Origin of the sequence: Bosea sp. (in: a-proteobacteria), assembly GCF_023953965.1 — a bacterium.
Classification (GTDB): domain Bacteria; phylum Pseudomonadota; class Alphaproteobacteria; order Rhizobiales; family Beijerinckiaceae; genus Allobosea.
This window is the reverse complement of the sequence record NZ_JAMLIX010000001.1, coordinates 1,733,766-1,756,478: the sequence shown is the minus strand read 5'-3', so window position 1 is coordinate 1,756,478 and position 22,713 is coordinate 1,733,766. Positions and strand designations below refer to the sequence as shown.

Genomic DNA, 22,713 nt, shown 5'->3' with positions numbered 1-22,713 from the left:
TGCCCCCGGCGCCTGCCGATCGCGAAAGCCGCAAGGAATCCCACGACGATGCTCTCGCAAACGCTTCGCAGCCTCAGACCCGCATTCGCTGCGCTGTTCGGGCTTTCCTTCGTGCTCAACCTGTTCGTTTTCGTATCCCCGCTCTACACGATGCAGATCTACGACCGGGTGCTGACGAGCCGGAACGGCACGACGCTGGTCATGCTCTCCCTGATCGTGCTCGCCCTGTTCGCCGCCTATGCCGCGCTCGAGCATTTCCGCAGCCGCGCGCTCGTCCAGCTCGGCCTGTGCCTCGACCGGGCCCTGACCGAGCCCGCCTTCGAGGCGGCGTTTCGCGGCGCGCTGGAAGCGAGGGGCTCGCAGCACATTTCGCCCATACGCGATGTCGAGACCTTGCGGGCGACCTTGTCCGGCAGCCTGGTGCCGGCGCTGATGGATGCGCCCTGGATTCCGATCTATCTCGGCCTCTGCTTCCTGCTGCATCCGGCGATCGGCCTCGTCGCTACGGCCGGTGCGGTCGCCATCCTGGGCGTCGCGCTGCTGAACGAGCGCATCACCAAGACGTCGCTCATCCGCGCGGCGGAGCTCGGCCACGGCGCCAGCGAGCGCCTCGCCGCCTCCTTCCGGAACGCGGAGGTCATCAAGGCATTGGGGATGGGCGAGGCCATCGGCGGGAAATGGCGGCTCGGGCATCGCCGGGCGCTGGCGCACCACACGCGCGCCGCCGACTGGGGCGGCACGCTGCTGGCGGCGACGAAGCTGCTGCGACTGACGCTGCAATGCGCCGTGCTCGGCGTCGGCGCCTATCTCGCCATCAACCAGAACATCGCGGCGGGCGTGATCTTCGCCGCCTCGCTGATCATGGGGCGGGCGCTCGCTCCGATCGAGGGCGCCGTCGGCCAGTGGAAAAGCTTCGTTTCCGCGCGAAGCGCCCTCCAGCGCCTCGATGCGACGCTGGAGGCGCCGCGAGGTGGCGAGACCATGACGCTGCCCCATCCGGCGGGGCCGCTGCGCGTCGAGGGCCTGAGCCTGCGCGCGCCGGGCGCGCAAGCGCTGCTGCTGCACAATGTTTCGTTCGAGGTCGAGCCGGGCGAGATCGCGGCCGTCGTTGGCCTGACGGGCTCGGGCAAGTCCTCGCTGGCGCGGGCGCTGGTCGGCGTCTGGCAGCCGACGCAGGGGGTCGTGCGCCTCGACGGCAACGACATCCGGCATTTTTCCGATGCGCAACGCGGCCGGATTCTCGGCTACCTGCCGCAGGATGTCGAGCTGTTCGCCGGAAGCGTGCGCGACAACATCACGCGCTTCGACCCCGCCGCCACCGACGAGGCGGCCGTCGCCGCCGCATCGGCGGCAGCCGCGCACGAGCTCGTCCAGGGTTTTCCGGACGGCTATGCGACGCAGATCGGCGACGACGGAGCGACCCTGTCCGGGGGGCAGCGGCAGCGGATCGGCCTGGCGCGGGCGCTTTACGGCGAGCCCGCGCTGGTCGTGCTCGACGAGCCGAACGCCAATCTCGACATGGACGGCGACGCCGCGCTCGCGCGCGCCTTGTCGGGCCTGCGCGCGGCGGGGACGATCGTCATCGTGATCACGCATCGTCCCCAGATCCTGTCGCAGGTCGACAAGATCATCCTCATGCAGAAAGGCCAGGCCGTCCGGGTCGGGCTGCGCGACGAAATCCTGCCGGTGCTGTTGCAGCCGGGCACCGGAGCACGCATCCCCGGCTCGCGCGGGCCGGTGCGGCAAGTCGAACCGCTTCCGGCCGCGAGATGGGCGCGCCGATGAAACCGTTGCCCGCCGTCGCGGCATGGCGCCCGCGCTTCGAACAGGCCCGAACCGTCGCGCAACGCTGGCTCCGGCTCGCCCGAATGCCGGCCGAGGGCGGCGGCGATTGGCGTGGCCCGGTGCGGAAGGGCTATATCGTGATCGCCCTCGCGCTGGGCGCCGGAGGAGCCTGGGCCACGACCGCCCGCCTCGACAGCGCGATCGTGGCCCATGGCAGCATCGTGGTGGAGAGCGACCGCAAGGCGGTCCAGCATCTCGAGGGAGGCATCGTCGAGGCCATCGCGGTGCGCGACGGTTCCGAGGTCGGTGCCGGCCAGGTGCTGCTGCGGCTCGACACGACGCATGCCGCGGCACAACGCGGCGTGGCACGGCTCGGCGTCCTGCAAGCCCTGGGCGAGGAAGCGCGGTTCATGGCCCAGCTCGACCGCCTCGACCGCCCCGCCTTTCCCGGCGAGCTCACCGAGGCCGGCGAGAGCGCGCAAGCCAGCCGCATCGTTCTCGACCAGGAGCGCCTCTTCAGGGAGCGTGCCTCGGCCCAGAAGCTGGAAATCTCCATTCTGGGGGGGCGGCTGGCGCAATCCCAGAAGCAGTACGAATCGACCGAGGCGCAGCGCAATTCCGCCGCGGCCCAGGCGGCCAGCATCAGCGATGAGCTCGCCAAGCTGCGGCCGCTGTCCGATCAGGGCTACATCGCCGCCACGCGCATCAATCCGCTGCGCCGGTCGCTGACCGATCTCCAGGGCCGCATCGGCTCGCTGGAGGCGGATCTGGCGCGCCTGTCCGTCGCCAACGACGAGATCCGGCTCCAGATCAACCAGGTCGGCTTCAAGGCCGCGGAGGAGGCCTCGACCAGGCTTGCGGAATGCCGGGTCAGGCTCGCCGATGCCCGCGAGAAGCTGCGCGTCGCCGAGGATGTGCTGGCGCGTTCGGAAATCCGTGCCCCGCGCGCCGGCCGCATCGTCGGCTCGAAGGTCCATACGGTCGGGGCGGTGGTCAAGCCGGGCGAGACGATGATGGAGATCGTGCCCCAGGACGACGATCTCGTCGTCACGGCGAAGATCGCGCCGATGGACGTGAACAGCCTGCGCCCGGGCATGGCGGCCGAAGTGCGCCTGCCCTCGTTCAAGGGGCGCGCGACGCCCTTCACGGTCGGCGAGGTGAAGTCCGTCGCCGCCGACGCGCTGCGCGACGAGGTCTCGCAGCAGATGGTCTACGAGCTGCGCGTCAGCGTTCCCGCTGCGGGCTTCCCGCCGAAGATCCGCTCGAAACTCAAGCCGGGCATGCCGGCCGAGGTCTTCGTCCCGACCGGCGAACGGACCGTCATCGCCTATCTGATCCAGCCGCTCATGGATTCCATGCGCGCGGGCTTCAGGGAGGAGTGAGGCCGCCGGCGGTGATGGAGGCCCGATCCTGCCGGCGCCTGGCGTCGGTGAATTAGGCCTCTCGCCATGTCGGCCCGCCCGTTCCAGCCGCGTCAAGCCCGCCCGCAAGAGGTAGGTCGAGGGAGTGAGCTTCGCCGTGCCACACCGCATGCTAGCGTGATCGCCCAACCTCCCTGGCACGCGGTTGAACGGAAAACGCGCCAGGATCTGCCTGCCATCAATCAGCGACTTCGAGGAGCTGATGCCCATGCCGCAAAAGATCATTCCCGTCGTGATGTGCGCAGGGGCCGGCATCGGTCTGTGGCCGATCTCGCGCGACACCATGCCGAAGCAGTTCATCCCGCTCTTTGGCCGGGAATCTTCATTTCAGCGGACGCTCCAGCTGCTGTCCGACGCCACGGTCTTCGACAGGCCGATCATCGTGACCAGCGCGGAATACCGCTTCACCGTCGCGGACCAGTTGCAGGCGATCGGCGCGCAGGCGGAGATCGTGCTCGAGCCCTTCAGGCGCGATTCCGCCCCGGCCGTGGCGATCTCCGTCGAGCTCGGCCTCGCGCGCGATGCCGCCGCCCTCATCGGCGTCTTCGCCGCCGATCACGTCATGCAGAACGGCAAGGTCCTGGTCGAGACCTGTGCGCGCGCCGCCGCCGTCGCCGCACAGGGGCGGATCGTGACGATCGGGATCCCGCCCAGCTGCCCGTCGACGCATTACGGCTACATCCGCCCCGGTGCCGAGATCGCGGCGGGCGTGCACGCGGTCGAGAGCTTCGTCGAAAAGCCGGATGCCGTGCAGGCGGCGCAGTATCTGGCCGACGGCTATCTCTGGAATTCGGGCAACTTCATCTTCGATGCCGCGACGATGCGCAGCGAATTGGAGATCTTCGCCCCCGAGATCATGGCCGGCGCCCGCGAGACCATCGCCAGGAGCCAATGGGATCTCGGCTTCCTCCTGCTCGACGCCGCCGCCTTCGCCAAGGCGCCGAAGATGTCGATCGACGACGCCGTCTTGGAACGGACGCAGAAGGCGGCGGTGGTTTCCGGCCATTGCGGCTGGTCGGATGTCGCCGGCTGGTCGGCTGTCTGGGAGCTTGCGGCGAAGGGACAGGGCGGCAACGTCGTCGAGGGGCGCGGCTATGTGGTCGACGGCGCCAACAACCTGGTCCACTCGGACGAGGCTCTCGTCGCCGTGATCGGGCTGGACGACATCGCGGTGATCGCCACGCGCGACGCCATCCTGGTGACGCCGAAGGCAAAGGCCGACAAGGTCGAGAACGTCGTCGCGCTGATCGCCTCCAATGGCGAGGCGGAGGCCGGCGCCCACCGCGAAACCCAGCGCCCCTGGGGCAAATATCTCTCGATCGACCTGGGCGCCCGTCATCAGGTCAAGCGCATCACGGTCAAGTCCGGCGGCGTCCTGTCGCTCCAGAAACACTTCCACCGCGCCGAACACTGGGTCGTGGTACGCGGCACCGCCGAAGTGACGCGCAACGAGGAGACCTTCGTCGTGCACGAAAACGAGTCGATCTACTTGCCGATCGGCTGCATCCACCGGATGGCCAATCCAGGCAAGATCCCCCTCGAGATCATCGAGGTGCAGGTCGGTTCCTATCTCGGGGAAGACGACATCATCCGCATCGAAGATATTTACAAGCGCATCTGAGGCTGAATCAGGACGCTGTAAAATCGAATTCAGGCGGCAGCCTGCAACGCAAGGCTGGCGTAAACGACCTGATCGATCACGATCGGATACGCCTCTGCGGCGCGCAACTTGTCCCCTCCAAAGGCTGCGCTTTTTTGACTTCTCTCAAGGTGACCGGCCCAAATGCGTGTTTGGATCATGCATCGGCCCGGCCGCCGAGTGCCATTGCCGGGCTTCGATCGAGCAGCGCCACCGAGATTCTTACGCTGCCGGAACGGGCCGCCCGGATGAACGAGGAGGACCTCGGCCCCGTCCTTCGCAAGGCGATACATCAGGATGCCGGCACTATACGAAACCATCAAAAAATCTCCGCCGATGCCTGAATTTGCGTTGTGTCAAGGACCGGACGGCCCACCCCGGGGAAACTTCCCGCAGCCGCACAATTCATGCGGCTGAGACAACGCAGGAGGTTCTCATGCCTACGACGAAGCCTGTCTCCAACTCTCTGGCTGCGGATCAGGTCGGCGCCACCGCTGTGGTCGACGATGGGATGCAGATCATCAAAGCGCAGCTTGCCTCCGCTACCGTGCTGCCGCAGAAAATCTGGGAAACCCAGTTCGCGATGGCCTCGGAAATCCTGGCCTTCATGGGGCGCCGCATGCAAGCCCAGGCCGAATTCTGCGCCAGGCTCAGCTGCTGCAAGGAGATCGGCGAGGCGGTCGATGCCCAGCAGGATTTCGCCAAGGGCGTCGGCGGCGACTATGCCGACGAAGCCGAGAAACTGTCCACGCTGGCCCGGAAGAATATGGATGCCTGGACCGGAGCCGGCGCCCAGTATGTGTCGGGCTGGACGGGCGACCAGAAAGCTGCGGCCTAGATAACCGTGCGTCCCACCGGGCGCAAAGTGGCGACCTAAGCTTTTGTCGGAGCATCGGTTTCTTCCGAAAAGTGGATTCCACTTTTCGGTCCGATGCTCCAGGCGTCTACCTGGAGGCCCGTCTGAGCTGAATTTCGCCGTTCGGCTCGGACGGAGCGTCCGGCTGCGGCGTGGGCTCGCGCGCGATCCCGTCGAACGCAACGCCGGCCCTCATCTTTGCAGCACATAGGTTCCGGGCGCGTCGCAGAGCGGCTCGCAACCGCTTCCGACACCACCGAGGCCGGGTGGCGCGACCTGCTCGGGCGAGGATAGGCCGTCGAGCCATTCCGCCCAGGCCTCCCACCACGAGCCTTCGCGCATCCGGGCCGCGGCGAGCCATTCGTCGGGGCCGAGGCAGATGTCGCCATGCTTCTTCTGCATGATCCGGTAGTGGCGGCCGGGATGGCCCGGCTCGCTGACGATGCCGGCATTGTGCCCGCCGCTGGTCAGCACGAAGGTCAGGTCGGCGTCGGTCAGCAGGTGCAGCTTGTGGACGGAGCGCCAGGGCGCGACATGATCGGCTTCGGTCGCGACGGCGAAGGTCGGCCAACGGATGTTCTGAAGCGCTGCCGGCCGCCCCTCCACCATGAAGCGGCCGCTCGCCAGATCGTTGTCGAGATAGAGCCCGCGCAGATATTCAGCCTGCATGCGATAGGGCATGCGGGTGGAATCCGCATTCCAGGCCATGAGGTCGAACATCGGCGAGCGTTGTCCCATCAGGTAATCGTGCACCAGCCGCGACCAGACCAGATCGTTCGAGCGCAGGAGCTGGAAGGCCGCAGCCATCTGGTCGGCCGAGAGATAGCCGCGGTTCCACATCATGCTGTCGAGGAAACGCAATTCGCTCGCGTCGATGAACAGCGCGAGCTCGCCGGGCTCGCTGAAATCGGTCTGGGCCGCAAGGAAGGTCAGCGAGGCGAAGCGCTCCTCGCGGTCGCGCGCCATGGCCGCCGCCGCGATGGCCAGCAGCGTCCCGCCCAGGCAGTAGCCGGCGGCGTGAACCTTCCTGCCGGGCAGGATCGTCGCGATCGCATCGAGCGCGGCCATCACGCCGCTGCGGCGATAATCTTCCAGGGCGAGATCCCGGTCGTCGGCATCGGGATTGCGCCAGGAGATGCAGAAGACCGTGTACCCTTCGCCGACGAGATAGCGCACCAGCGAGTTCTCCGGCGACAGGTCGAGGATGTAGTACTTCATGATCCAGGCGGGCACGATCAGGATCGGCTCGGCGCGGACGGTCGGCGTCGCCGGCGCGTATTGGATCAGCTCGATCAGGTGATTGCGGAAGACGACCTTGCCGGGCGTCGCCGCCACATCCCGGCCGACCACGAAGCGCTCGGCGCCGACGGGAGGCCGTCCGGCGAGCTGCCGTTGCAGGTCCTCGGCCCAGTTCTTCCAGCCCTCGATGAAATTCGCGCCTCCGGTCTCGCGGGCACGCGCGATCACCTCCGGATTGGTGAACGGGTTGTTCGAGGGGGAGAAGACGTCGAGGATCTGGCGGGCGACGAAGGAGACGACGTCCTCGTGATGGGGCTCGACGCCGGGCACCTCATGCGTGACGTTGTGCCACCATTGCTGATTGAGCAGGAAGGCCTGCGCCATGAAGCCGAACGGCTGCGTGGTCCACTCCGGCGCGGCAAAACGGCGATCGCCGGGCAATGGCGTGATGCAGGGCTCGACATCCGGCTGGAAAAGGCCCGATGCGGCGTGCCCTCCCAGGCGGGCCGCCTTGCGCACGGCCTTGCTGGCCAGTTCGAGCTGCTTGCCGGGCGCCGCCGCCAGATGAATGGCCCAGTCGAGGTAAGCCAGCGTCAGGGCCATCGGCGAGAACCCGCCGGTGAACTTCGCCATCGCGGCTTCGCGCATGCGATCGATCGCGGAGAACGCCTCTTCGCCGAGCGTCTCCTCCCTGCACAATTGCTGCCGCCGGGGCTTTCGGGCGGAACGGATTCGTGGCGAGGAGTGCATGGTTTCTTCCTTCGGGATCTTAACCAGCATGCGCTCCGAACGCCAGGCACTCCTTGAGCTTGGTCAAAGCCGATGCGTCCTCGCGCCGGTAGTTTTTCGGCCCGCTGAGCAAGCGAACGAGGCCTTGTCGGACCTGCGCGCGGCGGTCCTGGTGCCATGAGAATTCCGGGGTAGCGCCACCTGACGGCATTACCTTCGCGACCATAAGGGTTTGCCGAGGCCGCGACGCTCAGAAGAGCCGGAAGCGGTGCGTGCCGGAACGGCGAGCGCGAGCCGTTCTTCGGTTTCCTCCCGCCCGCATGGCCAGCGGCTTAAATATCTCGGCGCAGACGAGATAGCCGGCGGCGATCGCCAGGATCGCGAGCAGCACCGGCGCCGGCGGCGCGACGAAGCCGAAGGGCCGGCCGAGCGGCGTGAGCGCCAGGATCAGCGCCACGGCGAGAGCGCCAAGCGACGTCATGACGAGGAAGCGGTGCGGCCGGCTCCGCCAGCAGGGAGCCGCCGTGCGGATGACGAAGATCACCAGGATCTGTGTCAGGATCGACTCGACGAACCAGGCCGTCCTGAAAGTCTCGATACCCGCGTCGAAGAGGCCGAGCAGGACGGCGAAGGTAGCCGCATCGAACAGCGACGAGAGCGGCCCCATCACGAGGGTGAAGCGCAGCACCGCGCGCATGTCCCAGTGCTGCGGCCTGGCGAGCTCGCCGGGATCGGCCTCGTCGAAAGGGATGCCGACCTCGGAGAGGTCGTAGAGCATGTTGTTGACCAGGATCTGGAGCGGGTTGAGCGGCAGGAACGGCAGCACCATCGAGGCGAGCGCCATCGAGAGCATGTTGCCGAAGTTCGAGCTCGTTCCCATGCGGACATATTTCATGATGTTCGCATAGGTGCGCCGGCCCTCACCGATGCCCTCGGCGAGCACGCCGAGATCGGGCGCGAGCAGGACGATCGCCGCGGCCTCGCGCGCGACCTCGGTGCCGCCCTCGACCGAGAGGCCGACATCGGCGGCATGGATCGCCGGCGCGTCGTTGATGCCGTCGCCGATGAAGCCGACCGTGTGCCCCGCCTTGCGCAGAGCGAGCACGATGCGCGCCTTCTGCTCCGGCGCGACGCGCGCGAACAGGTCGACATGCCGGACGCGGGCAGCGAGCGCCGCATCGCCCAGGGCCGCGATCTCCTCGCCGGTCAGCAGGCCCCGCGCCGGCAGCTTCAGGCTTCCGGCGAGATGCCGGACGACCGGCGCCGCGTCTCCCGAGATCACCTTGACGCGCACGCCGGCGGCCGCGAGCTGGCGGGCCGCCACGCCAGCCGAACTCTTCGGCGGGTCGATGAAGGCGGCGCAGCCGGCGAAGACGAGCCCGGCTTCGTCCGCGCGGACGAGCGCATCGGCTCGCGGCGGCATCGGCCGGCGGGCGACGCCGAGCAGGCGCAGGCCCTGGGCACCCCTGGCTTCGATCAGCGCGAGAAGTCGAGCCCGCGCGGCATCGTCGAGCCCGTCGGCTGCGCCATCCGCACGCTCGAACCGGTCGCATAGGACGAGCAAGGCTTCCGGCGCGCCCTTGACGATCATCTCCCGCTCCTCGCCCCGCGCCACGAGGACCGAGGAGCGGCGCCGCTCGAAATCGAACGGCAGGTCGGCCAGCGGACGCCAGTCGCCGCCGCCGTCTTCCGCGGTGGCGAGCAGGGCGGCGTCGAGGTTGTTGCGCAGGCCCCCGCAGAAGCGGCTGTTGAGACAGGCGAGTTCGGTGACGCGGGCGCTGTCGGTGCCGTCGCAGCCGAAGCTGCCGACATGGGCGATCCGTGCTTCCGTCAGGGTCCCGGTCTTGTCGGTGCACAGCACGTCCATCGCCCCGAGATCGTGGATCGCTGAGAGGCGCTTCACCACGACCTTGCGCCCGGCCATCCGCATCGCGCCGCGCGCAAGCGTCACCGTCATCACCACCGGCAGAAGTTCCGGCGTCAGGCCGACCGCCAGCGCGACGGCGAACAGGAAGCTCTCGATCGACAGGCCATGGCGCACGAGCTGGGTCAGCAGGACGAACAGCACCAGGAAGCCGGTGAGGCGCAGGATCAGCATCCCGAGCCCGTGAACGCCCCGCTCGAAGGCGGTCGGCGGCTCGCTCGCCTGCATGGAACGGGCGATCGCGCCGAGCCGCGTATCGGCGCCCGTCGCGGCGACGAGCATCCGGACTTCGCCGGCGACGAGGCTGGTCCCGCCGAAGAGCGCCGCATCGGTGCCCTCGCCGCCGCGCTCGGAAGGCGCCGCCAGCTTCTCGACGGGAAAGGGCTCGCCGGTGAGTGCCGCCTCGTCGGCCATCGCATCGTGGCTTTCGAGGATCAGCCCGTCCGCCGGGACGAGATCGCCGGCATGGAGCAGGACCACGTCGCCCGCGACCACCTCCCGAACCGGGATCTCGACGGCCTCGCCGTTCCGAAGGGCCTTGACGCGCACAGCCACGGTCCGCCGCAGCGCATCGACGGCGTTCTCGGCCTGGGTCTCCTGGAAGACGTCGAGGGCGATCGAAGCCAGGACGATGAGAACGATGATGACCAGGCTCTGCCAGTCGCCCGTCGCGCCCGCGATCAGCGCGGCGATCAGCAGGATCGCGATCAGCGGCTCGACGAGCCGCCTGGCGATCTTGAACGGCAGCCCGCGCCGCAGGCTGGTCACAGCGAGATTGGGGCCGCAGCGGCGCAGGCGCTCGGCCGCCGCCTCGTCGCTCAAGCCGCCGGTGGGTGCCGCGAGGCGTTGCAGCAAGGCATTTCGGCCCTCCCGCCAGAATTCCCCCTCGCCCGCGGTGGCCGCTTTAGCGGGTTCCATGGTCATTCCGGGCTCCCGCCGACGCGCCCACCGGCCCCTGTGATGCTCCGGTTGCGGCGAGGGTCAAATCCATGGTGCCTCGTGCCCCGTCATTCAAGGCGTGATCGCGACCTTGAGGACGCCGTCGCGCTGGTGCGAGAACAGCTCGTAAGCGTCCTTGATGGCCTCCAGCGGGAAGCGGTGCGTGACCAGCGGTCCGAGATCGACCCGGCCGGCGGCGACGACATCGATCAGGCGCCGCATCCGCTCCTTGCCGCCGGGGCAGAGCGTGGTGACGATGCGGTGGTCGCCGAGCCCCGCCGCGAAGGCGCCGAGCGGGATCGTCAGGTCGCCCGAATAGACGCCGAGCGAAGACAGCGTTCCGCCCGGACGCAGCACGCGCAACGCTGCGGCGAAGGTCTCCTGCCGTCCGAGCGCCTCGATCGCGACGTCGACACCGCGCCCATCCGTCAGGCGCATGATCTCCTCGACCGGATCGCCCTTCGAGAAATCGACGATCTCGTCGGCGCCGAGCCGGCGCGCCATGGCCTGCCGCTCGGGAATGCTCTCGACCGCGATGATGCGCGTCGCGCCCATCAGCCGGGCGCCGGCGGTGGCGCATAAGCCGATCGGCCCCTGCGCGAACACCGCGACGCTGTCGCCGATCCTGACCCCGCCGCTCTCGGCCCCCGAGAAGCCGGTCGACATGATGTCGGGGCACATCAGCACCTGCTCGTCCGTCAGCCCGGAGGGCACATGCGCGAGATTGACCATGGCGTCCGGCACCAGCAGATATTCGGCCTGTGCGCCGTCGATGGTGTTGCCGAAGCGCCAGCCGCCCATCGCCTTGAAGCCGTGGCGCTCGCCGGGGCCGTCCTGCGAGGCGCAGCCGCACAGGCAGGCGGCGCTGTGGCCCGAGGGCGTGATGGCGCCCGCGATCACGCGCTGCCCCTCGCGAAAGCCCTTCACCTCCGATCCGAGCTTCTCGATCACGCCGACCGGCTCGTGGCCGATGGTGAGGCCGCGCGCCACCGGATACTCACCCTTCAGGATATGGATGTCGGTGCCGCAGATCGTGGTGGTGGTGATGCGCAACAGCGCATCGAGCGGGCCGACATCCGGGATCGGCTTGTCCTCGAGCTCGATGCGGCCGGGCTCCGCGAACACCGCCGCGCACATCATCTTGGACCCGCCCGCCCGCTTGGTTCCGGGCGTGGATCGCACATCGGGTTGAAGCGCTGACGACATGATCCTTCTCCGAGATGGTTGAGATGGCTTCAGCCTGCCGGGAATTCGCGCCGTTGCATTTGATTCAACGCAAAATGGCCCGAAACCTGCGCCTGTTTGATGAAAATCAATGTGGCCGACGAGCTTTCGTCGCTCGATGGCGCAGCAGGAACAGCCATCGATACGGAGGTCGGCATGAACGTCATCAAACCCTCTTCGAGCACCGTGACGACGGCACAGGCCGTTCGTGGCGCGGCCTATCGCGACATCGCGGTCCATCTCGATGGCTCACCGGAAGACGAGGTTCGCCTGGCCCACGCCGAAGCGCTCGCGGAGCGCCATGGGGCGCGGATCACCGGGATCTTCACCAATCCGCTGCCCGACCCCGCGCTTTTCGCCGGCGATTTCGGCATCTCCGCGATCGGCCAGCTGGTCGATTCCGCGACCGAGGAAGGGGACGCCGCCGAGAAGCGGCTGCGGCAACGGCTGGCGCGCCTCGGCCCTCCCCATGAGTTGCGCCGCCTGGACGCGTTCCCCGGCATCCTCGAACGGGCCGTCGCCACCGAAGCCCGCTGGAACGACCTCTTCATCGCGACCTGCCCGCGCGACGACGCTCACAGCCACTGGCGGCCCCTGATCGAGAACGTGATGTTCGATGGAGGCAGAGGGCTCTACCTCCTGCCGCCCAAGGCCGCGCTGCGTTCTCCGATCAAGACCGTGCTGATCGGCTGGACCGATACGCGCCAGAGCGCCCGCGCCGTGGCCGAGGCCCTGCCCCTGATCGCGCAGGCGACGCAGGTTCATCTCGTCACGGTCAGGGAGGAAGCCCATGGCCGGATGGGCGGCGCCGAAGCCCTGGCCGACATCAGCGCCCATCTCGCCCGGCACGGTGTCGAGGCCACCGCAACCATCCTCGACACGCAGACATCCGCGAGCGACGCTCTTCTCGCCGAGGCGCGGCGAATATCGGCGGATCTGATCGTCGCCGGGGCCTATGGCCATTCACGCTTCCGGGAATGGGTGCTGGGCGGCGTCACAGCGGATCTGCTCGACAGCGCTCCCGTGCCGCTTTTCCTCGCGCAATAGGCTGGCCGAAACGGCTGGCCCGCCGGCGGCCCGCCCTCGGCGAGACTTGGCCTTGCAGCTGGGGAGCCGGCCATGGCTTCAACCGAACGGGAAACGACGCGGGATGGCGGCGAAATCGCCGTCCGCGTCCGCGACCTCAAGGTCGCATTCGGCGACAAGACGGTGCTGGACCATCTCGACCTCGACATCAGGCGCGGCGAGATTCTCGGCGTGATCGGCGCCTCCGGCTCGGGCAAGTCCGTCCTGGCGCGCGCCATCCTGGGTCTCCTGCCCAAGCGGAGCGGCGTCATCGAGCTTTTCGGCCGGAATCTCGACGAGCTTCGGGCAACGGAGAGATCGGCACTCGAACAACGCTGCGGCGTGATGTTCCAGCACGGCGCCCTGTTCTCCTCGTTGACGATCGCCGAGAACATCCAGCTCCCGATGCGCGAGCTTCTGCATCTGTCGCCGGGCCTGTTGACCGAGATGGCGATGCTGAAGCTCGGGATGGTCGGATTGCCGCTCGATGCAGCGGAAAAATATCCGGCGGAACTCTCGGGCGGCATGACCAAGCGGGCGGCCCTGGCGCGGGCGCTGGCTCTCGATCCCGAGATCCTGTTTCTCGACGAGCCGACCTCGGGGCTCGATCCGATCGCGGCCGATGCCTTCGATCAGCTCCTGCTGACCCTCAGGGCGAGCCTGAACCTGACGGTGATGATGATCACCCATGATCTGAGCAGCCTTCACGCGACCTGCGACAGGATCGCGGCCATCGCGCGCGGCAAGGTGATCGCCATCGGGACGCTGGAAGACCTGCTGAGGAACGAAGACCCATGGCTCAGGCAGTACTTCGCCGGCGAGCGCGGTCGGTCCATTTTCGCGGATCAGATCACTGCTTAGATCATCGCGCGTCCTACCGGACGCGGTAACGATGATCTATCTCATTGTCGGAGCATCGGACCGAAAAATGGATTCCACTTTTCGGTCCGATGCTCTAGCGCTTGGTCGACGCCAGCATTGGCTTGCCGGCACCTTCCGCCAGCGGGCTTCCGCAAGAGCAGCCGCGATCCGTCCGAGATCCCGACTTGCGTCCACGCCACGGCGCGAGCGGATTCACGCGAAGATGACCTTTCGGAAGCGGGCAAGCGCGAAAATGAAATAGGCGGCGCCGATCGCGACGATCTTGGTTATCTCGGGCCAGACCACGTCGAGCCCGGCGCCGCGATAGAGCACGCCTTGCGAGAAGGCGACGAAATGTGGCGTCGGCGAGAAGATCCACATGATCCATTGCAGCCAGATCGGCATGCTCTCCATCGGCGTCGTTGCGCCCGAGAGAAGTTGCGTGACCACGAAGACCGGGATGGCGAGCAGGCCGAACTGGCCCATCGTCGTCGCCAGCGTGCCGAGCAGGATGCCGAGTGCCGCCACAGCGAAGGCATAGATCGCCGTTCCCGACACGAAGAGCAGGAGCGAACCGGCGATCGGCACGCCGAGCGCCCATTCGACGACGAGGACGAGCGAGCACACCGCCGCGACCAGGATGACCAGCGCGTTCGCCGTCATCTTGGCCAGCATGATCTCGACCGGCGTGACCGGCATCACCAGGAGATGCTCGACCGTGCCCTGCTCACGCTCGCGGATCAGCGCCGCGCCGGTCAGGATGATGGTGAGCAGGGTGACGTTGTTGAGCACCTGCATCACCGAGCTGAACCAGCCGGAATCGAGGTTGGGGTTGAAGCGCGCCCGCACCACGAGGTTGATCGGCAGCGCGGCGGAAGTCTCGCGCCCGGCCTGCCGGTTGACGATCTCCCGCGCGATGATCTGCTGGATATAGACCGCGCCGTTGCCGGCCTGGGTCATGGCGGTCGCGTCGATATTGAGCTGCACGGCCGTCTGCCGCCCGGCCAGCAGGTCCGCCTGGAACCGGGGCGGGATTTCCAGGACGAAGACCAGACGGCCGGAATCCATTTCGGTGTCGATCTCGTTGGCGGCGATGCGCTTCGATAGCTTGAACAAAGGCGGGCCGAAGGCGCCGAGCAGGCTGCGCGAGAACTCCGACTGGTCCTCGTCGACGATGCCGATGGTCAGGTCGCGCGCCTCCAGCTTCACACCGTTCGCGACCGTATAAACGGCGATGCTGAACGCGTAGACCACGAGCACCAGCATGATCGGGTCGGCGCGCAAGCTGCGCAGTTCCTTCACCGCCAGGCGCAGGATGTTCCGGAGGTGAATGACGAGCGCCGCCATGTCAGGCCTCCTGCTTGCGCAGCGCCAGTTGCGCGACGACGAGGAAGAGCAGGAAGAACCCGCCGAGCGCCAGCAGGTTGGGCCAGAGCTCGGCCGCTCCCAGCCCCTTGGTGAAGACGCCCACGCTGACCGGCTGGTACCAGGCCGGCGGCAGGCTCATGCCGAGGATCCGTCCGCCGCCCGAGAGCGAGGCGACCGGCACCATCAGCCCGGAGAAGTTCACCGCCGGGATGATCGACAGGATCGCCGTGGCGAAGACGGCCGCGACCTGCGTGCGCGTGAAGCTGGAGATCAACTGGCCGAAGCCGGTCGTCGCCGAGACGTAGAGCAGGGTCGCAAGCCCCAGCACCCAGGCCGAGCCCTTGATCGGCACGGCGAAGACGGTGAGCGCGATCAGGACCAGCATCGCGAAGCTGCCCATCGCGATGGCGATATAGGGCAGCTGCTTGCCGAACAGGAATTCGAAACGGCTGATCGGCGTCGAGCGGAAATTGGCGATCGAGCCGGTCTCCTTCTCGCGCACCACGCCGATCGCCGACATGATCGCCGGGATCAGGATCAGCATCAGCATGATCACGCTCGGCACCATCGCATTGGCGCTCTTGAATGCCTGATTATAGCGGAAGCGGGTCTCGATCGTGACGGGCGCCGGCGCATGGCTCGATGCGGCATGGCCGGCCGCGAAGCTCTGCGCATATTGCGTCGCAAGCCCCGTGACATAGCCGCGCGTCGTCTCCGCCCGGAACGGCATGGCGCCGTCGAGCCAGACCGAGAGCTCGGGCACGTGCCCCGCCATCAGGTCCCGGCCGAAGGAGGGCGGAATCTCGATGGCGAGCTGGAGCTCACCGCTCCGCAGCCGCTGGTCGAGCTCCGCCGCCGAATGTATCGGCGCCCGCTCGGAAAAATAGCGCGAGCTGGAGAAGGCTTCGACCAGTTGCCGGCTCTCCATCGAATTATCCTGGTCGAAGGCGGCGAATTTCAGGTTCTCGACGTCGAAGGAAATGCCGAAGCCGAAGGCCAGCATCAGCAAGAGCGGCCCCAGGAAGGCGAAGCTCAGGCGGATCGGATCGCGCAGCAGTTCCATGGTCTCGCGGCGGGTGCAGGCCCAGAGGCGGCGCGGATCGAAGCGGCGCGCCGGCGGTGCCGGCCGGACGGCGGCGGGCATGGCGGCCGGCTCCGCCGGCGCGTCCTCCATGCCGGCGGCCTCCTTGAGATAGGCGATGAAGGCCTCTTCCAGCGTGTCGACGCCGCGCTTTTCCACGAGCTCCTCCGGCGTGCCGACAGCCAGCACCTTGCCGGCATGCATGAAGGAGATGCGGTCGCAGCGCTCCGCCTCGTTCATGAAATGCGTCGAGAGGAAGATGGTGACGCCGTCGTCGCGCGAGAGATCGATCAGCGTGCGCCAGAAGGCGTCGCGCGCGATCGGGTCGACGCCGGAGGTTGGCTCGTCGAGGATCAGCATCGCCGGCCGGTGCAGCACGGCGACGGCGAGCTGCAGCCGCTGGCGGATGCCGAGCGGCAGGCTTTCGGGGCGCTCGTCGGCGACGTCCTTCAGATCGAAGCGGACCAGGAGCTCGGCGATCCGGCCGGGGATTTCGGCCGGCGGCAGATGGTAGAGCTCGGCGTGCAGCACCAGATTCTGGCGGACCGTCAGCTCGCCATAGAGCGAGAAGCCCTGCGACATGTAGCCGACATGGCGCCGCGTCTCCATGTCGTCGGCGGCGAGCGGCTGGCCGAAGAGCTTGGCCGTGCCCTCGCTCGCCGGCAGCAGGCCGGTCAGCATCTTCATCGTGGTCGACTTGCCGCAGCCGTTCGAGCCGAGGAAGCCGAAGATCTCGCCCCGCCCGATGCGGAAGCTGACATGATCGACCGCGACGAAATCGCCGAAGCGCCGGGTCAGGCCCTCGGCCTCGATCGCGGGCGTCGCGTCGTCGCTCGCCGTCCGCGGCCGCGGCGCGACCTCCCGGCGCTGCGCCCGCTTGGCCTCCGGCAGCAGCGCGACGAAGGCGGCTTCCAGCGTCGATTGCCCCGCCTTCTCCCGCAACTGCGCGGGCGTGCCGGTCGCGATCGCCTTGCCGTCGTCCATGGCGACGAGCCAGTCGAAGCGCTCCGCCTCCTCCATATAGGCGGTGGCGACGATGACGCTCATTCCCGGCCGGCGGGCGCGGATCGTGTCGATCAGGTCCCAGAACTGCCCGCGCGAGAGCGGATCGACGCCGGTGGTCGGCTCGTCGAGGATCAGCAGGTCGGGGTCGTGGATCAGCGCGCAGCAGAGCGAGAGCTTCTGCTTCATGCCTCCGGAGAGCTTGGCGGCCGGCCGCCCCTCGAAGGGGTCGAGCCCCGTCGCCCTGAGAAGCTCGTCGATGCGGCCGCGGCGTTCGGCGGCGTCCTGGCCGAACAGCCGCGCGTGGAAATCGATGTTCTCGAAGACCGAGAGCGTCGGATAGAGGTTCCGCCCGAGCCCCTGCGGCATATAGGCGATGCGCCCGCGCCTTGCCTCGCGCTGCGCCTTGACGCCGAGATCGCCGCCGAGCGCGTGGACGCTGCCCTGCTGGATCGTGCGCACGCCGGCGACGAGCGCGAGCAGGGTCGATTTGCCGACGCCGTCCGGCCCGATCACGCCGACCATCCGGCCCGGCGGGATGTCGAGCGTCAGCCCGTCGAGGGCCGTCACCTTGCCGTAGCGATGCGTGATGCCGGCGAGGCTGGCGGCAGGCCCGGCCTCCGTCATGGCAGCTTCACGGCGAGCGAATCGGGCCATCGCGCATTGGGCGAGGTGCGCACGAAGCCGAGCCCGCGCACGCCGGTCTTCACCTGCCGGTGGTATTTGGCGAGCAGGGTCTTGTCGACCTGGAGCTTGACGCGGAAGACCAGCTTTTCGCGCTCCTCGGCGGTCTCGACCGCCTTCGGCGTGAACTGCGCATCGGCGGCGACGAAGCTGACCGTCGCGGGGATCACGTATTGCGGCACCGGATCGAGGATGATCCGCGCCTCGTCGCCGAGCGCGAGCTGCCCGGCCTGCGAGGCTGGCAGGTAGATCGTCATGTAGACGTCCGACAGGTCGAGGATGGTGACGACGCGCGTGCCGGCCGAGACGACCTCGCCGGTCCGCGCGAGCTGGTACTGGACGCGCCCGCTGCGGGGCGCGAGCAGCACGAGATCGACCAGGATCGCCTTGATCTGCTCGGCATCGGCCTCGGAGGCGTGGATCGCGAACCGGGCCTGGTCGCGTTGCGCCTCGGCGGCGCGCAGGGCGGCGTCGGCGGCGTTGGCCTTGGCGGCGCGCTGGTCGTCGACCTGCTTGCTGAGATAGCCTTTCGCGACCAGCTCCTTGCCGCGCTCGGCATCGGTGCGGGCCAGGATCTGGTCGCTCTTGCGCTGGGCGATCAGCGCCTCGGCCTCGGCCAGCGCCTGGCGGGCCCGCAGCACCTGGGCCTGCGCGGCGCGCAACTGCGCCTCGTATTCGGGCGATGAGATGCGGGCGACCACCTGGCCGGCGGTGACCTCGTCGCCTTCCTTGACCGTGACCTCCGCCAGGCGGCCGGCATATTTCGAGGCGACGTCGGTCTGCGTCGCCTCGATGCGGCCGTTGGTCTTGACGATGCCATCGGGCATCGTGTCGCTGCGCAGCCGTTCGATCAATGCCTTGATGCGCGACTGCGCCTGCACCTCTGGCGCCGACACAGCGAGCGCAGCGAGGAGAACCGCTGTTGCAGCAACAAAAGGACGCATCTCAAATCTCCGACGAATGCAGGCGATACAAAGTTTAGCACCAATCCAGTTAGCATGCGGCAAGCGCTCGTACCCACCGACCGACAGGTCCGCTTTGCTGAAGATCAAAGCGCACAGCGATGGCGCGGTAGTATCGACCTCTCTTTCGAAGCCCCCATATCCGCGAGCACGGGATCGACATGCCGCGGGTGCACGATCGGCGCTGGTCCGCGGCGGCATGGAGCGGCGCCGAAGCTGCGAACGCGCTCATCTGTCTCGCGGCAGTTCATGCCACGGCGGAGAGCCCGACGGACGGATCGCCATGATGCATCCGCCGTTCGCGCCTGCGAATTCGCGGCCTGGATCATCGTTACCGCGTCCGAACGGACGCGCCATGATCTAGGCCGTTCGCGCTGAAGATTGACCTGTAAAGACGTATCCGATCCCGCGTACCGATTTGATCAGAGTAGGCGCTTTTTTGCCGGTTTCGATTTTCTTGCGCAGACGCGCGATCTGTGTGTCGATCGCACGGTCGAAGGCTTCATAATTGCGGCCTCTCGTCAAATTCATCAGCGTATCGCGCGAGAAGACACGACCGGGATGCCTGGCCATCACCAGAAGAATGTCGAACTCTCCGGTCGTCAGCGTGACATCCTCTCCCTCCGGAGAGACCAGTCGACGCTCCAGCGGGTCGAGCATCCACCCGGAGAACCGGATGACATCCTCGTCTTCGGCGTCCGTCGATTGAACCGGGCCCGGATGGTGCCGGCGCAGCACGGTGCGCAGCCTCGCCAGGACTTCCCGCAGATGGAACGGCTTCGCGATATAGTCATCCGCGCCCATTTCCAATCCGACGATCCGGTCCACGACATCGTCCCGCCCCGTCAGCATGATGATCGGCATCTCCGACCTGGTGCGGATTTCGCGGGCCAGCATCAATCCGTCCTCTCCGCCGGCCAGGATCAGGTCCAGCAGAACGATGTCGATGGCGTTGCGCTGCAAGGCATCCCGCATCCCGCTTCCGTCCGCCACCGCACTGACGTGGTAGCCTTCTTCCTCGAAGTAGCGGATCAGCATCCGGCGAATGCGCGGATCGTCATCCACGACCAGGACATGAGCGCTGCGGAAGGTCGATTCGGCCATGATGCGCGGCCTCGCATCGGATGTTACAATCCGTAACAATTTTCCACATAAGCTAACACGCAGACCTTCGCGGCGCCATGCGCGGCCGGTCTCCTCCCCCTCGTCAGATGCGGAGGACAGGGTCATGCTCGTTGCAGATGCGGTTTCTCAGCGTCCTTGCCGCTTCCGGGCTGCCGCGAACGATCGGTCTGGGCCGAACTTGCCGGGGCTTTTCAGCCAGCAGCCGCTGGAGACATTCGGACGTGGCGAGACCGTTTACCGGGACGGCGATCCGGCGACGCATGTCTTCAAGATCGTGGCCGGAATCGTCCGCATCGCCAGGATCCTCAGCGACGGCAGCCGCGTCATCACCGGCTTCCTCTATCCCGGTGAAATCTTCGGCCTCTCTCCCGATGAGCACTGCCTCGGGGATGCCGAGGCCGTCGGCTCGGTGAAACTGCGCCGGCTGAACCGGAAGCGCTTTCAGCAAGCCGTCGACAGCTCCGAACTGCTGCGCCCCCAATTCGTCGACTGGCTGTGCCGGGAGATGGCCGGCGCGCAGGCGAGAATGGTGCTGCTCGCGCGCAGGAATGCCGAAGAACGCGTTTGCGATCTGCTGCTCACGCTGACGCGGCGCGCCGGCGACGAGAGCGGGCCCGCCACGATGATCGAAATCCCGATGAGCCGGGTCGATATGGCGGATTACCTGGGCCTGACGATCGAGACGGTCTCGAGGACGATGACGAGCTTGATCAATCGGGGCGTCATTCGGTCCATCGCGCGCTATCGGTTCGACATATGCAAGCCGGCGCTCCTGCGACGCCTTGCCGACAGGGGCGACGAGGACGATGATCTGAACGGCATCGCTCATGGCCGGCCGGCCATGCGACCGCATTGACGGGTGGCGAGTGACGGCAGCACGCGGGCCAAGGACCATCAGCCAGCGAAGCTTGGACGAGATCGTTCAGGTTCTCGATGACGCCAACGTCATGGTCTTCGAATTCGACGGCAGGATCGCTCGCTGGAGCAGCGGCTGCGCCGATCTCTACGGCTGGACGGCGCGGGAGGCCGTCGACCAAAACGTCCGCCGGCTTCTCGAGACGGAATTTCCGCAGCCGCGCGACGAAATCCTCGGAGAATTGCGCCGGGACGGCACCTGGAAGGGCGAGCTGGCACAGCGCCACAGGGACGGCCGGTCGATATTCGTCGTCAGCCGGTGGGTGCTCGTCACCAGGCGGGCTCCCGAAGATCCGGTCGTCCTGGCGACGAACATCGACATCAGCGACCTGAAAAACGCGCAGGCCGCTCTCGCCGCCCGCCAATCGCATCTGCTCTCGATTCTCGAGACCGTGCCGGAAGCGATGGTGGTCATCGACGAGGCCGGCATCATGATCTCGTTCAGCAAGGCCGCGGAGAAACTGTTCGGCTTCAGCGCGGAGGAAGCCTGCGGCCGGAACGTCAGGATCCTCATGCCCAATCCCGATCGCGACCGGCATGACGGATACATCAGCCGTTATCTGACGACGGGAGAGCGGCGCATCATCGGCTTCGGGCGCGTGGTCACCGGCCAGCGCAAGGACGGAACGACCTTTCCGATGGAGCTCGCGATCGGGGAAGCCGCAGCCAGCGGCAAGCGCATCTTCACCGGCTTCATCCGCGACCTGACCAGCCGGCACCGGATGGAGGAGGAGCTGCGCCAATCCCAGAAGATGGAAGCCATCGGCCAGCTCACGGGCGGGATCGCGCATGACTTCAACAACCTGCTGACGGTGATCAGCGGGAACCTCGAGATGATCGAACGGCGTCTCGAGGACGACCGGCTCCGGGACCTGCTGCGCGAGGCCCAGGGCGCGGCCGATGACGGCGCCAGGCTCACCGGGCAGCTTCTCGCCTTCGGCAGGCGGCAAGCGCTCGACGCGAAGCTGACGGATATCGGGCAGCTCGTCTCGACCTTCGCCGAGCTGCTGCGCAGAACGCTCGGCGAAACGATCGCGCTACAGACGCTCCTCACCGGCCATCCTCTCACGGCGCTGGTCGATACGACGCAATTGCAGAACGCCTTGCTGAATCTCGTGCTGAACGCGCGCGATGCCATGCCGCGCGGCGGGCGGCTCGTGGTCGAGATCGCGCGCACCCGTCTCGATGCCGATTACGTCCAGATGTATCCGCAGGTCCGGCTCGGCGACTACATCCTCGTCAGCGTTTCCGATACCGGCGCCGGGATGAGCGAGGACGTGAAACAGCGCGCATTCGAACCGTTCTTCACCACCAAGGGTGTGGGGGCCGGCACCGGGCTCGGCCTCAGCATGGTTTACGGCTTCGCCCGGCAATCGGGAGGCCATGTCCAGATCTACAGCGAGCTCGACGAGGGAACGACCGTGCGGTTGTTTCTTCCCGCCGCCGATCCGCAGCCCATGGCCGAATCCAGCGATCTCGGCCTACCCCCCGCCGCCAGGCCGCGCCGGGACGAATGCATCCTCGTGGTCGAGGACGATGCGCGTGTCCGCAAGGTCGTCGTCGCGCGCCTCGAAGAGGAAGGCTATCGCGTCATCCAGGCCGCCGACGGCAAGCAGGCGCTTTGCCTGATCGCCGCGCACCCCGAGATCCGGCTGCTCTTCACCGATATCATCATGCCGGGCGGCATGTTCGGCGATGAATTGGCGAGGGAAGCCCGGATTCTGCGCCCGAACCTGAAAATCCTCTTCACCTCCGGCTATGCCGAACCCAGCCTTGCCGGGCGGGAACTCGCCGGGGGAAGCTGGCTGAAGAAACCCTATACGTCGCGAGAGCTGGCCGCGCGCCTGCGCGTACTCCTCGATTGAGATTCCGCGCCGGCACGGCCGCCAGCCAT

17 protein-coding genes are annotated in these 22,713 nt (G+C 67.4%); 8 read left to right on the top strand and 9 right to left on the bottom strand.

The genetic code is table 11. From position 1 onward, the window contains the following. Positions 1-48 precede the first annotated feature (48 nt). The 3 genes from M9917_RS08135 (at position 49) to M9917_RS08125 (ending at position 4,827) form a co-directional block, all read left to right on the top strand. On the top strand, positions 49-1,785 hold the full coding sequence (locus tag M9917_RS08135; protein ID WP_297252570.1) for a type I secretion system permease/ATPase: 1,737 nt from the start codon (positions 49-51) through the stop codon (positions 1,783-1,785). Further along, positions 1,782-3,167, top strand: a complete 1,386-nt coding sequence (locus M9917_RS08130) for an HlyD family type I secretion periplasmic adaptor subunit (RefSeq protein ID WP_297252568.1) — start codon at positions 1,782-1,784, stop codon at positions 3,165-3,167. Before M9917_RS08135 ends, M9917_RS08130 begins: the two co-directional genes overlap by 4 nt. Positions 3,168-3,414: 247 nt before the next feature. After that, a complete protein-coding gene (locus M9917_RS08125; protein ID WP_297252566.1) occupies positions 3,415-4,827 on the top strand; it encodes a mannose-1-phosphate guanylyltransferase/mannose-6-phosphate isomerase in 1,413 nt (470 codons plus the stop codon). Between the two features lie 29 nt (positions 4,828-4,856). Here M9917_RS08125 and M9917_RS08120 read toward each other — a convergent pair whose 3' ends face one another. After that, the gene (locus M9917_RS08120) at positions 4,857-5,165 is read right to left on the bottom strand and encodes an NUDIX hydrolase (RefSeq protein ID WP_297252564.1); all 309 of its coding nucleotides are present in this window, start codon (positions 5,163-5,165) and stop codon (positions 4,857-4,859) included. Positions 5,166-5,281: 116 nt separating this feature from the next. Here M9917_RS08120 and M9917_RS08115 point away from each other — a divergent pair, with 116 nt between their 5' ends. Continuing rightward, positions 5,282-5,683, top strand: coding sequence for a phasin family protein (locus M9917_RS08115; protein WP_297252562.1), 402 nt, complete (start codon positions 5,282-5,284; stop codon positions 5,681-5,683). Between the two features lie 210 nt (positions 5,684-5,893). Here M9917_RS08115 and M9917_RS08110 read toward each other — a convergent pair whose 3' ends face one another. The 4 genes from M9917_RS08110 to M9917_RS08095 form a co-directional block, all read right to left on the bottom strand. Then, positions 5,894-7,588, bottom strand: coding sequence for a PHA/PHB synthase family protein (locus M9917_RS08110; protein WP_465246370.1), 1,695 nt, complete (start codon positions 7,586-7,588; stop codon positions 5,894-5,896). A gap of 331 nt (positions 7,589-7,919) precedes the next feature. Beyond that, positions 7,920-10,511 (bottom strand): magnesium-translocating P-type ATPase, encoded by a 2,592-nt coding sequence (gene mgtA, locus M9917_RS08105; RefSeq protein WP_297254781.1) that lies wholly within the window; start codon positions 10,509-10,511, stop codon positions 7,920-7,922. A gap of 93 nt (positions 10,512-10,604) precedes the next feature. Next, positions 10,605-11,669 (bottom strand): NAD(P)-dependent alcohol dehydrogenase, encoded by a 1,065-nt coding sequence (locus tag M9917_RS08100; protein ID WP_297254779.1) that lies wholly within the window; start codon positions 11,667-11,669, stop codon positions 10,605-10,607. A gap of 98 nt (positions 11,670-11,767) precedes the next feature. Then, positions 11,768-11,923: a hypothetical protein gene (locus M9917_RS08095; protein ID WP_297252558.1), complete on the bottom strand. Its 156-nt coding sequence runs from the start codon at positions 11,921-11,923 to the stop codon at positions 11,768-11,770. Between M9917_RS08095 and M9917_RS08090 the strand changes: the two genes are divergently transcribed. Further along, positions 11,913-12,803 (top strand): universal stress protein, encoded by an 891-nt coding sequence (locus M9917_RS08090; protein ID WP_297252557.1) that lies wholly within the window; start codon positions 11,913-11,915, stop codon positions 12,801-12,803. The two genes, M9917_RS08095 and M9917_RS08090, sit on opposite strands and share 11 nt — an antisense overlap. A 72-nt stretch (positions 12,804-12,875) precedes the next feature. Next, on the top strand, positions 12,876-13,682 hold the full coding sequence (locus M9917_RS08085; RefSeq protein ID WP_297252556.1) for an ABC transporter ATP-binding protein: 807 nt from the start codon (positions 12,876-12,878) through the stop codon (positions 13,680-13,682). 213 nt (positions 13,683-13,895) lie between these two features. Here the strand turns inward: M9917_RS08085 and M9917_RS08080 are convergent, their stop codons facing one another. The 4 genes from M9917_RS08080 to M9917_RS08065 form a co-directional block, all read right to left on the bottom strand. Next, positions 13,896-15,029, bottom strand: a complete 1,134-nt coding sequence (locus M9917_RS08080; RefSeq protein WP_297252553.1) for an ABC transporter permease — start codon at positions 15,027-15,029, stop codon at positions 13,896-13,898. A gap of 1 nt (position 15,030) precedes the next feature. Continuing rightward, positions 15,031-17,760: a ribosome-associated ATPase/putative transporter RbbA gene (rbbA, locus tag M9917_RS08075; protein WP_297252551.1), complete on the bottom strand. Its 2,730-nt coding sequence runs from the start codon at positions 17,758-17,760 to the stop codon at positions 15,031-15,033. Continuing rightward, the gene (locus M9917_RS08070) at positions 17,757-18,761 is read right to left on the bottom strand and encodes an HlyD family secretion protein (protein WP_297252549.1); all 1,005 of its coding nucleotides are present in this window, start codon (positions 18,759-18,761) and stop codon (positions 17,757-17,759) included. Before M9917_RS08070 ends, rbbA begins: the two co-directional genes overlap by 4 nt. 378 nt (positions 18,762-19,139) lie before the next feature. Then, on the bottom strand, positions 19,140-19,883 hold the full coding sequence (locus M9917_RS08065) for a response regulator (RefSeq protein ID WP_297252547.1): 744 nt from the start codon (positions 19,881-19,883) through the stop codon (positions 19,140-19,142). A 124-nt stretch (positions 19,884-20,007) separates the two neighbouring features. Here M9917_RS08065 and M9917_RS08060 point away from each other — a divergent pair, with 124 nt between their 5' ends. Both M9917_RS08060 and M9917_RS08055 read left to right on the top strand, forming a co-directional pair. Beyond that, complete coding sequence (locus M9917_RS08060) at positions 20,008-20,760, top strand: helix-turn-helix domain-containing protein (protein WP_297252545.1); 753 nt, start codon at positions 20,008-20,010, stop codon at positions 20,758-20,760. Positions 20,761-20,851: 91 nt separating this feature from the next. Further along, entirely contained in the window at positions 20,852-22,684 is a 1,833-nt protein-coding gene (locus M9917_RS08055) for a hybrid sensor histidine kinase/response regulator (RefSeq protein WP_297254777.1), read from the top strand. The last annotated feature ends 29 nt before the right edge of the window (positions 22,685-22,713 follow it).

Bases quoted from the DNA above. Each gene is read 5' to 3' on its own strand.
- M9917_RS08110 (WP_465246370.1), bottom strand. From the start codon at position 7,588: ATGCGCGAAGCCGCGATGGCGAAGTTCACCGGCGGGTTCTCGCCGATG.
- M9917_RS08100 (WP_297254779.1), bottom strand. From the start codon at position 11,669: ATGTGCGCGGCGGTGTTCGCGGAGCCCGGCCGCATCGAGCTCGAGGAC.
- M9917_RS08085 (WP_297252556.1), top strand. From the start codon at position 12,876: ATGGCTTCAACCGAACGGGAAACGACGCGGGATGGCGGCGAAATCGCC.
- M9917_RS08130 (WP_297252568.1), top strand. From the start codon at position 1,782: ATGAAACCGTTGCCCGCCGTCGCGGCATGGCGCCCGCGCTTCGAACAG.
- M9917_RS08060 (WP_297252545.1), top strand. From the start codon at position 20,008: ATGCTCGTTGCAGATGCGGTTTCTCAGCGTCCTTGCCGCTTCCGGGCT.
- M9917_RS08080 (WP_297252553.1), bottom strand. From the start codon at position 15,029: ATGGCGGCGCTCGTCATTCACCTCCGGAACATCCTGCGCCTGGCGGTG.
- M9917_RS08135 (WP_297252570.1), top strand. From the start codon at position 49: ATGCTCTCGCAAACGCTTCGCAGCCTCAGACCCGCATTCGCTGCGCTG.
- rbbA (WP_297252551.1), bottom strand. From the start codon at position 17,760: ATGACGGAGGCCGGGCCTGCCGCCAGCCTCGCCGGCATCACGCATCGC.
- M9917_RS08120 (WP_297252564.1), bottom strand. From the start codon at position 5,165: ATGGTTTCGTATAGTGCCGGCATCCTGATGTATCGCCTTGCGAAGGAC.
- M9917_RS08125 (WP_297252566.1), top strand. From the start codon at position 3,415: ATGCCGCAAAAGATCATTCCCGTCGTGATGTGCGCAGGGGCCGGCATC.
- M9917_RS08055 (WP_297254777.1), top strand. From the start codon at position 20,852: ATGGTCTTCGAATTCGACGGCAGGATCGCTCGCTGGAGCAGCGGCTGC.
- M9917_RS08115 (WP_297252562.1), top strand. From the start codon at position 5,282: ATGCCTACGACGAAGCCTGTCTCCAACTCTCTGGCTGCGGATCAGGTC.
- M9917_RS08070 (WP_297252549.1), bottom strand. From the start codon at position 18,761: ATGCGTCCTTTTGTTGCTGCAACAGCGGTTCTCCTCGCTGCGCTCGCT.
- mgtA (WP_297254781.1), bottom strand. From the start codon at position 10,511: ATGGAACCCGCTAAAGCGGCCACCGCGGGCGAGGGGGAATTCTGGCGG.
- M9917_RS08065 (WP_297252547.1), bottom strand. From the start codon at position 19,883: ATGGCCGAATCGACCTTCCGCAGCGCTCATGTCCTGGTCGTGGATGAC.
- M9917_RS08090 (WP_297252557.1), top strand. From the start codon at position 11,913: ATGAACGTCATCAAACCCTCTTCGAGCACCGTGACGACGGCACAGGCC.
- M9917_RS08095 (WP_297252558.1), bottom strand. From the start codon at position 11,923: ATGACGTTCATGCCGACCTCCGTATCGATGGCTGTTCCTGCTGCGCCA.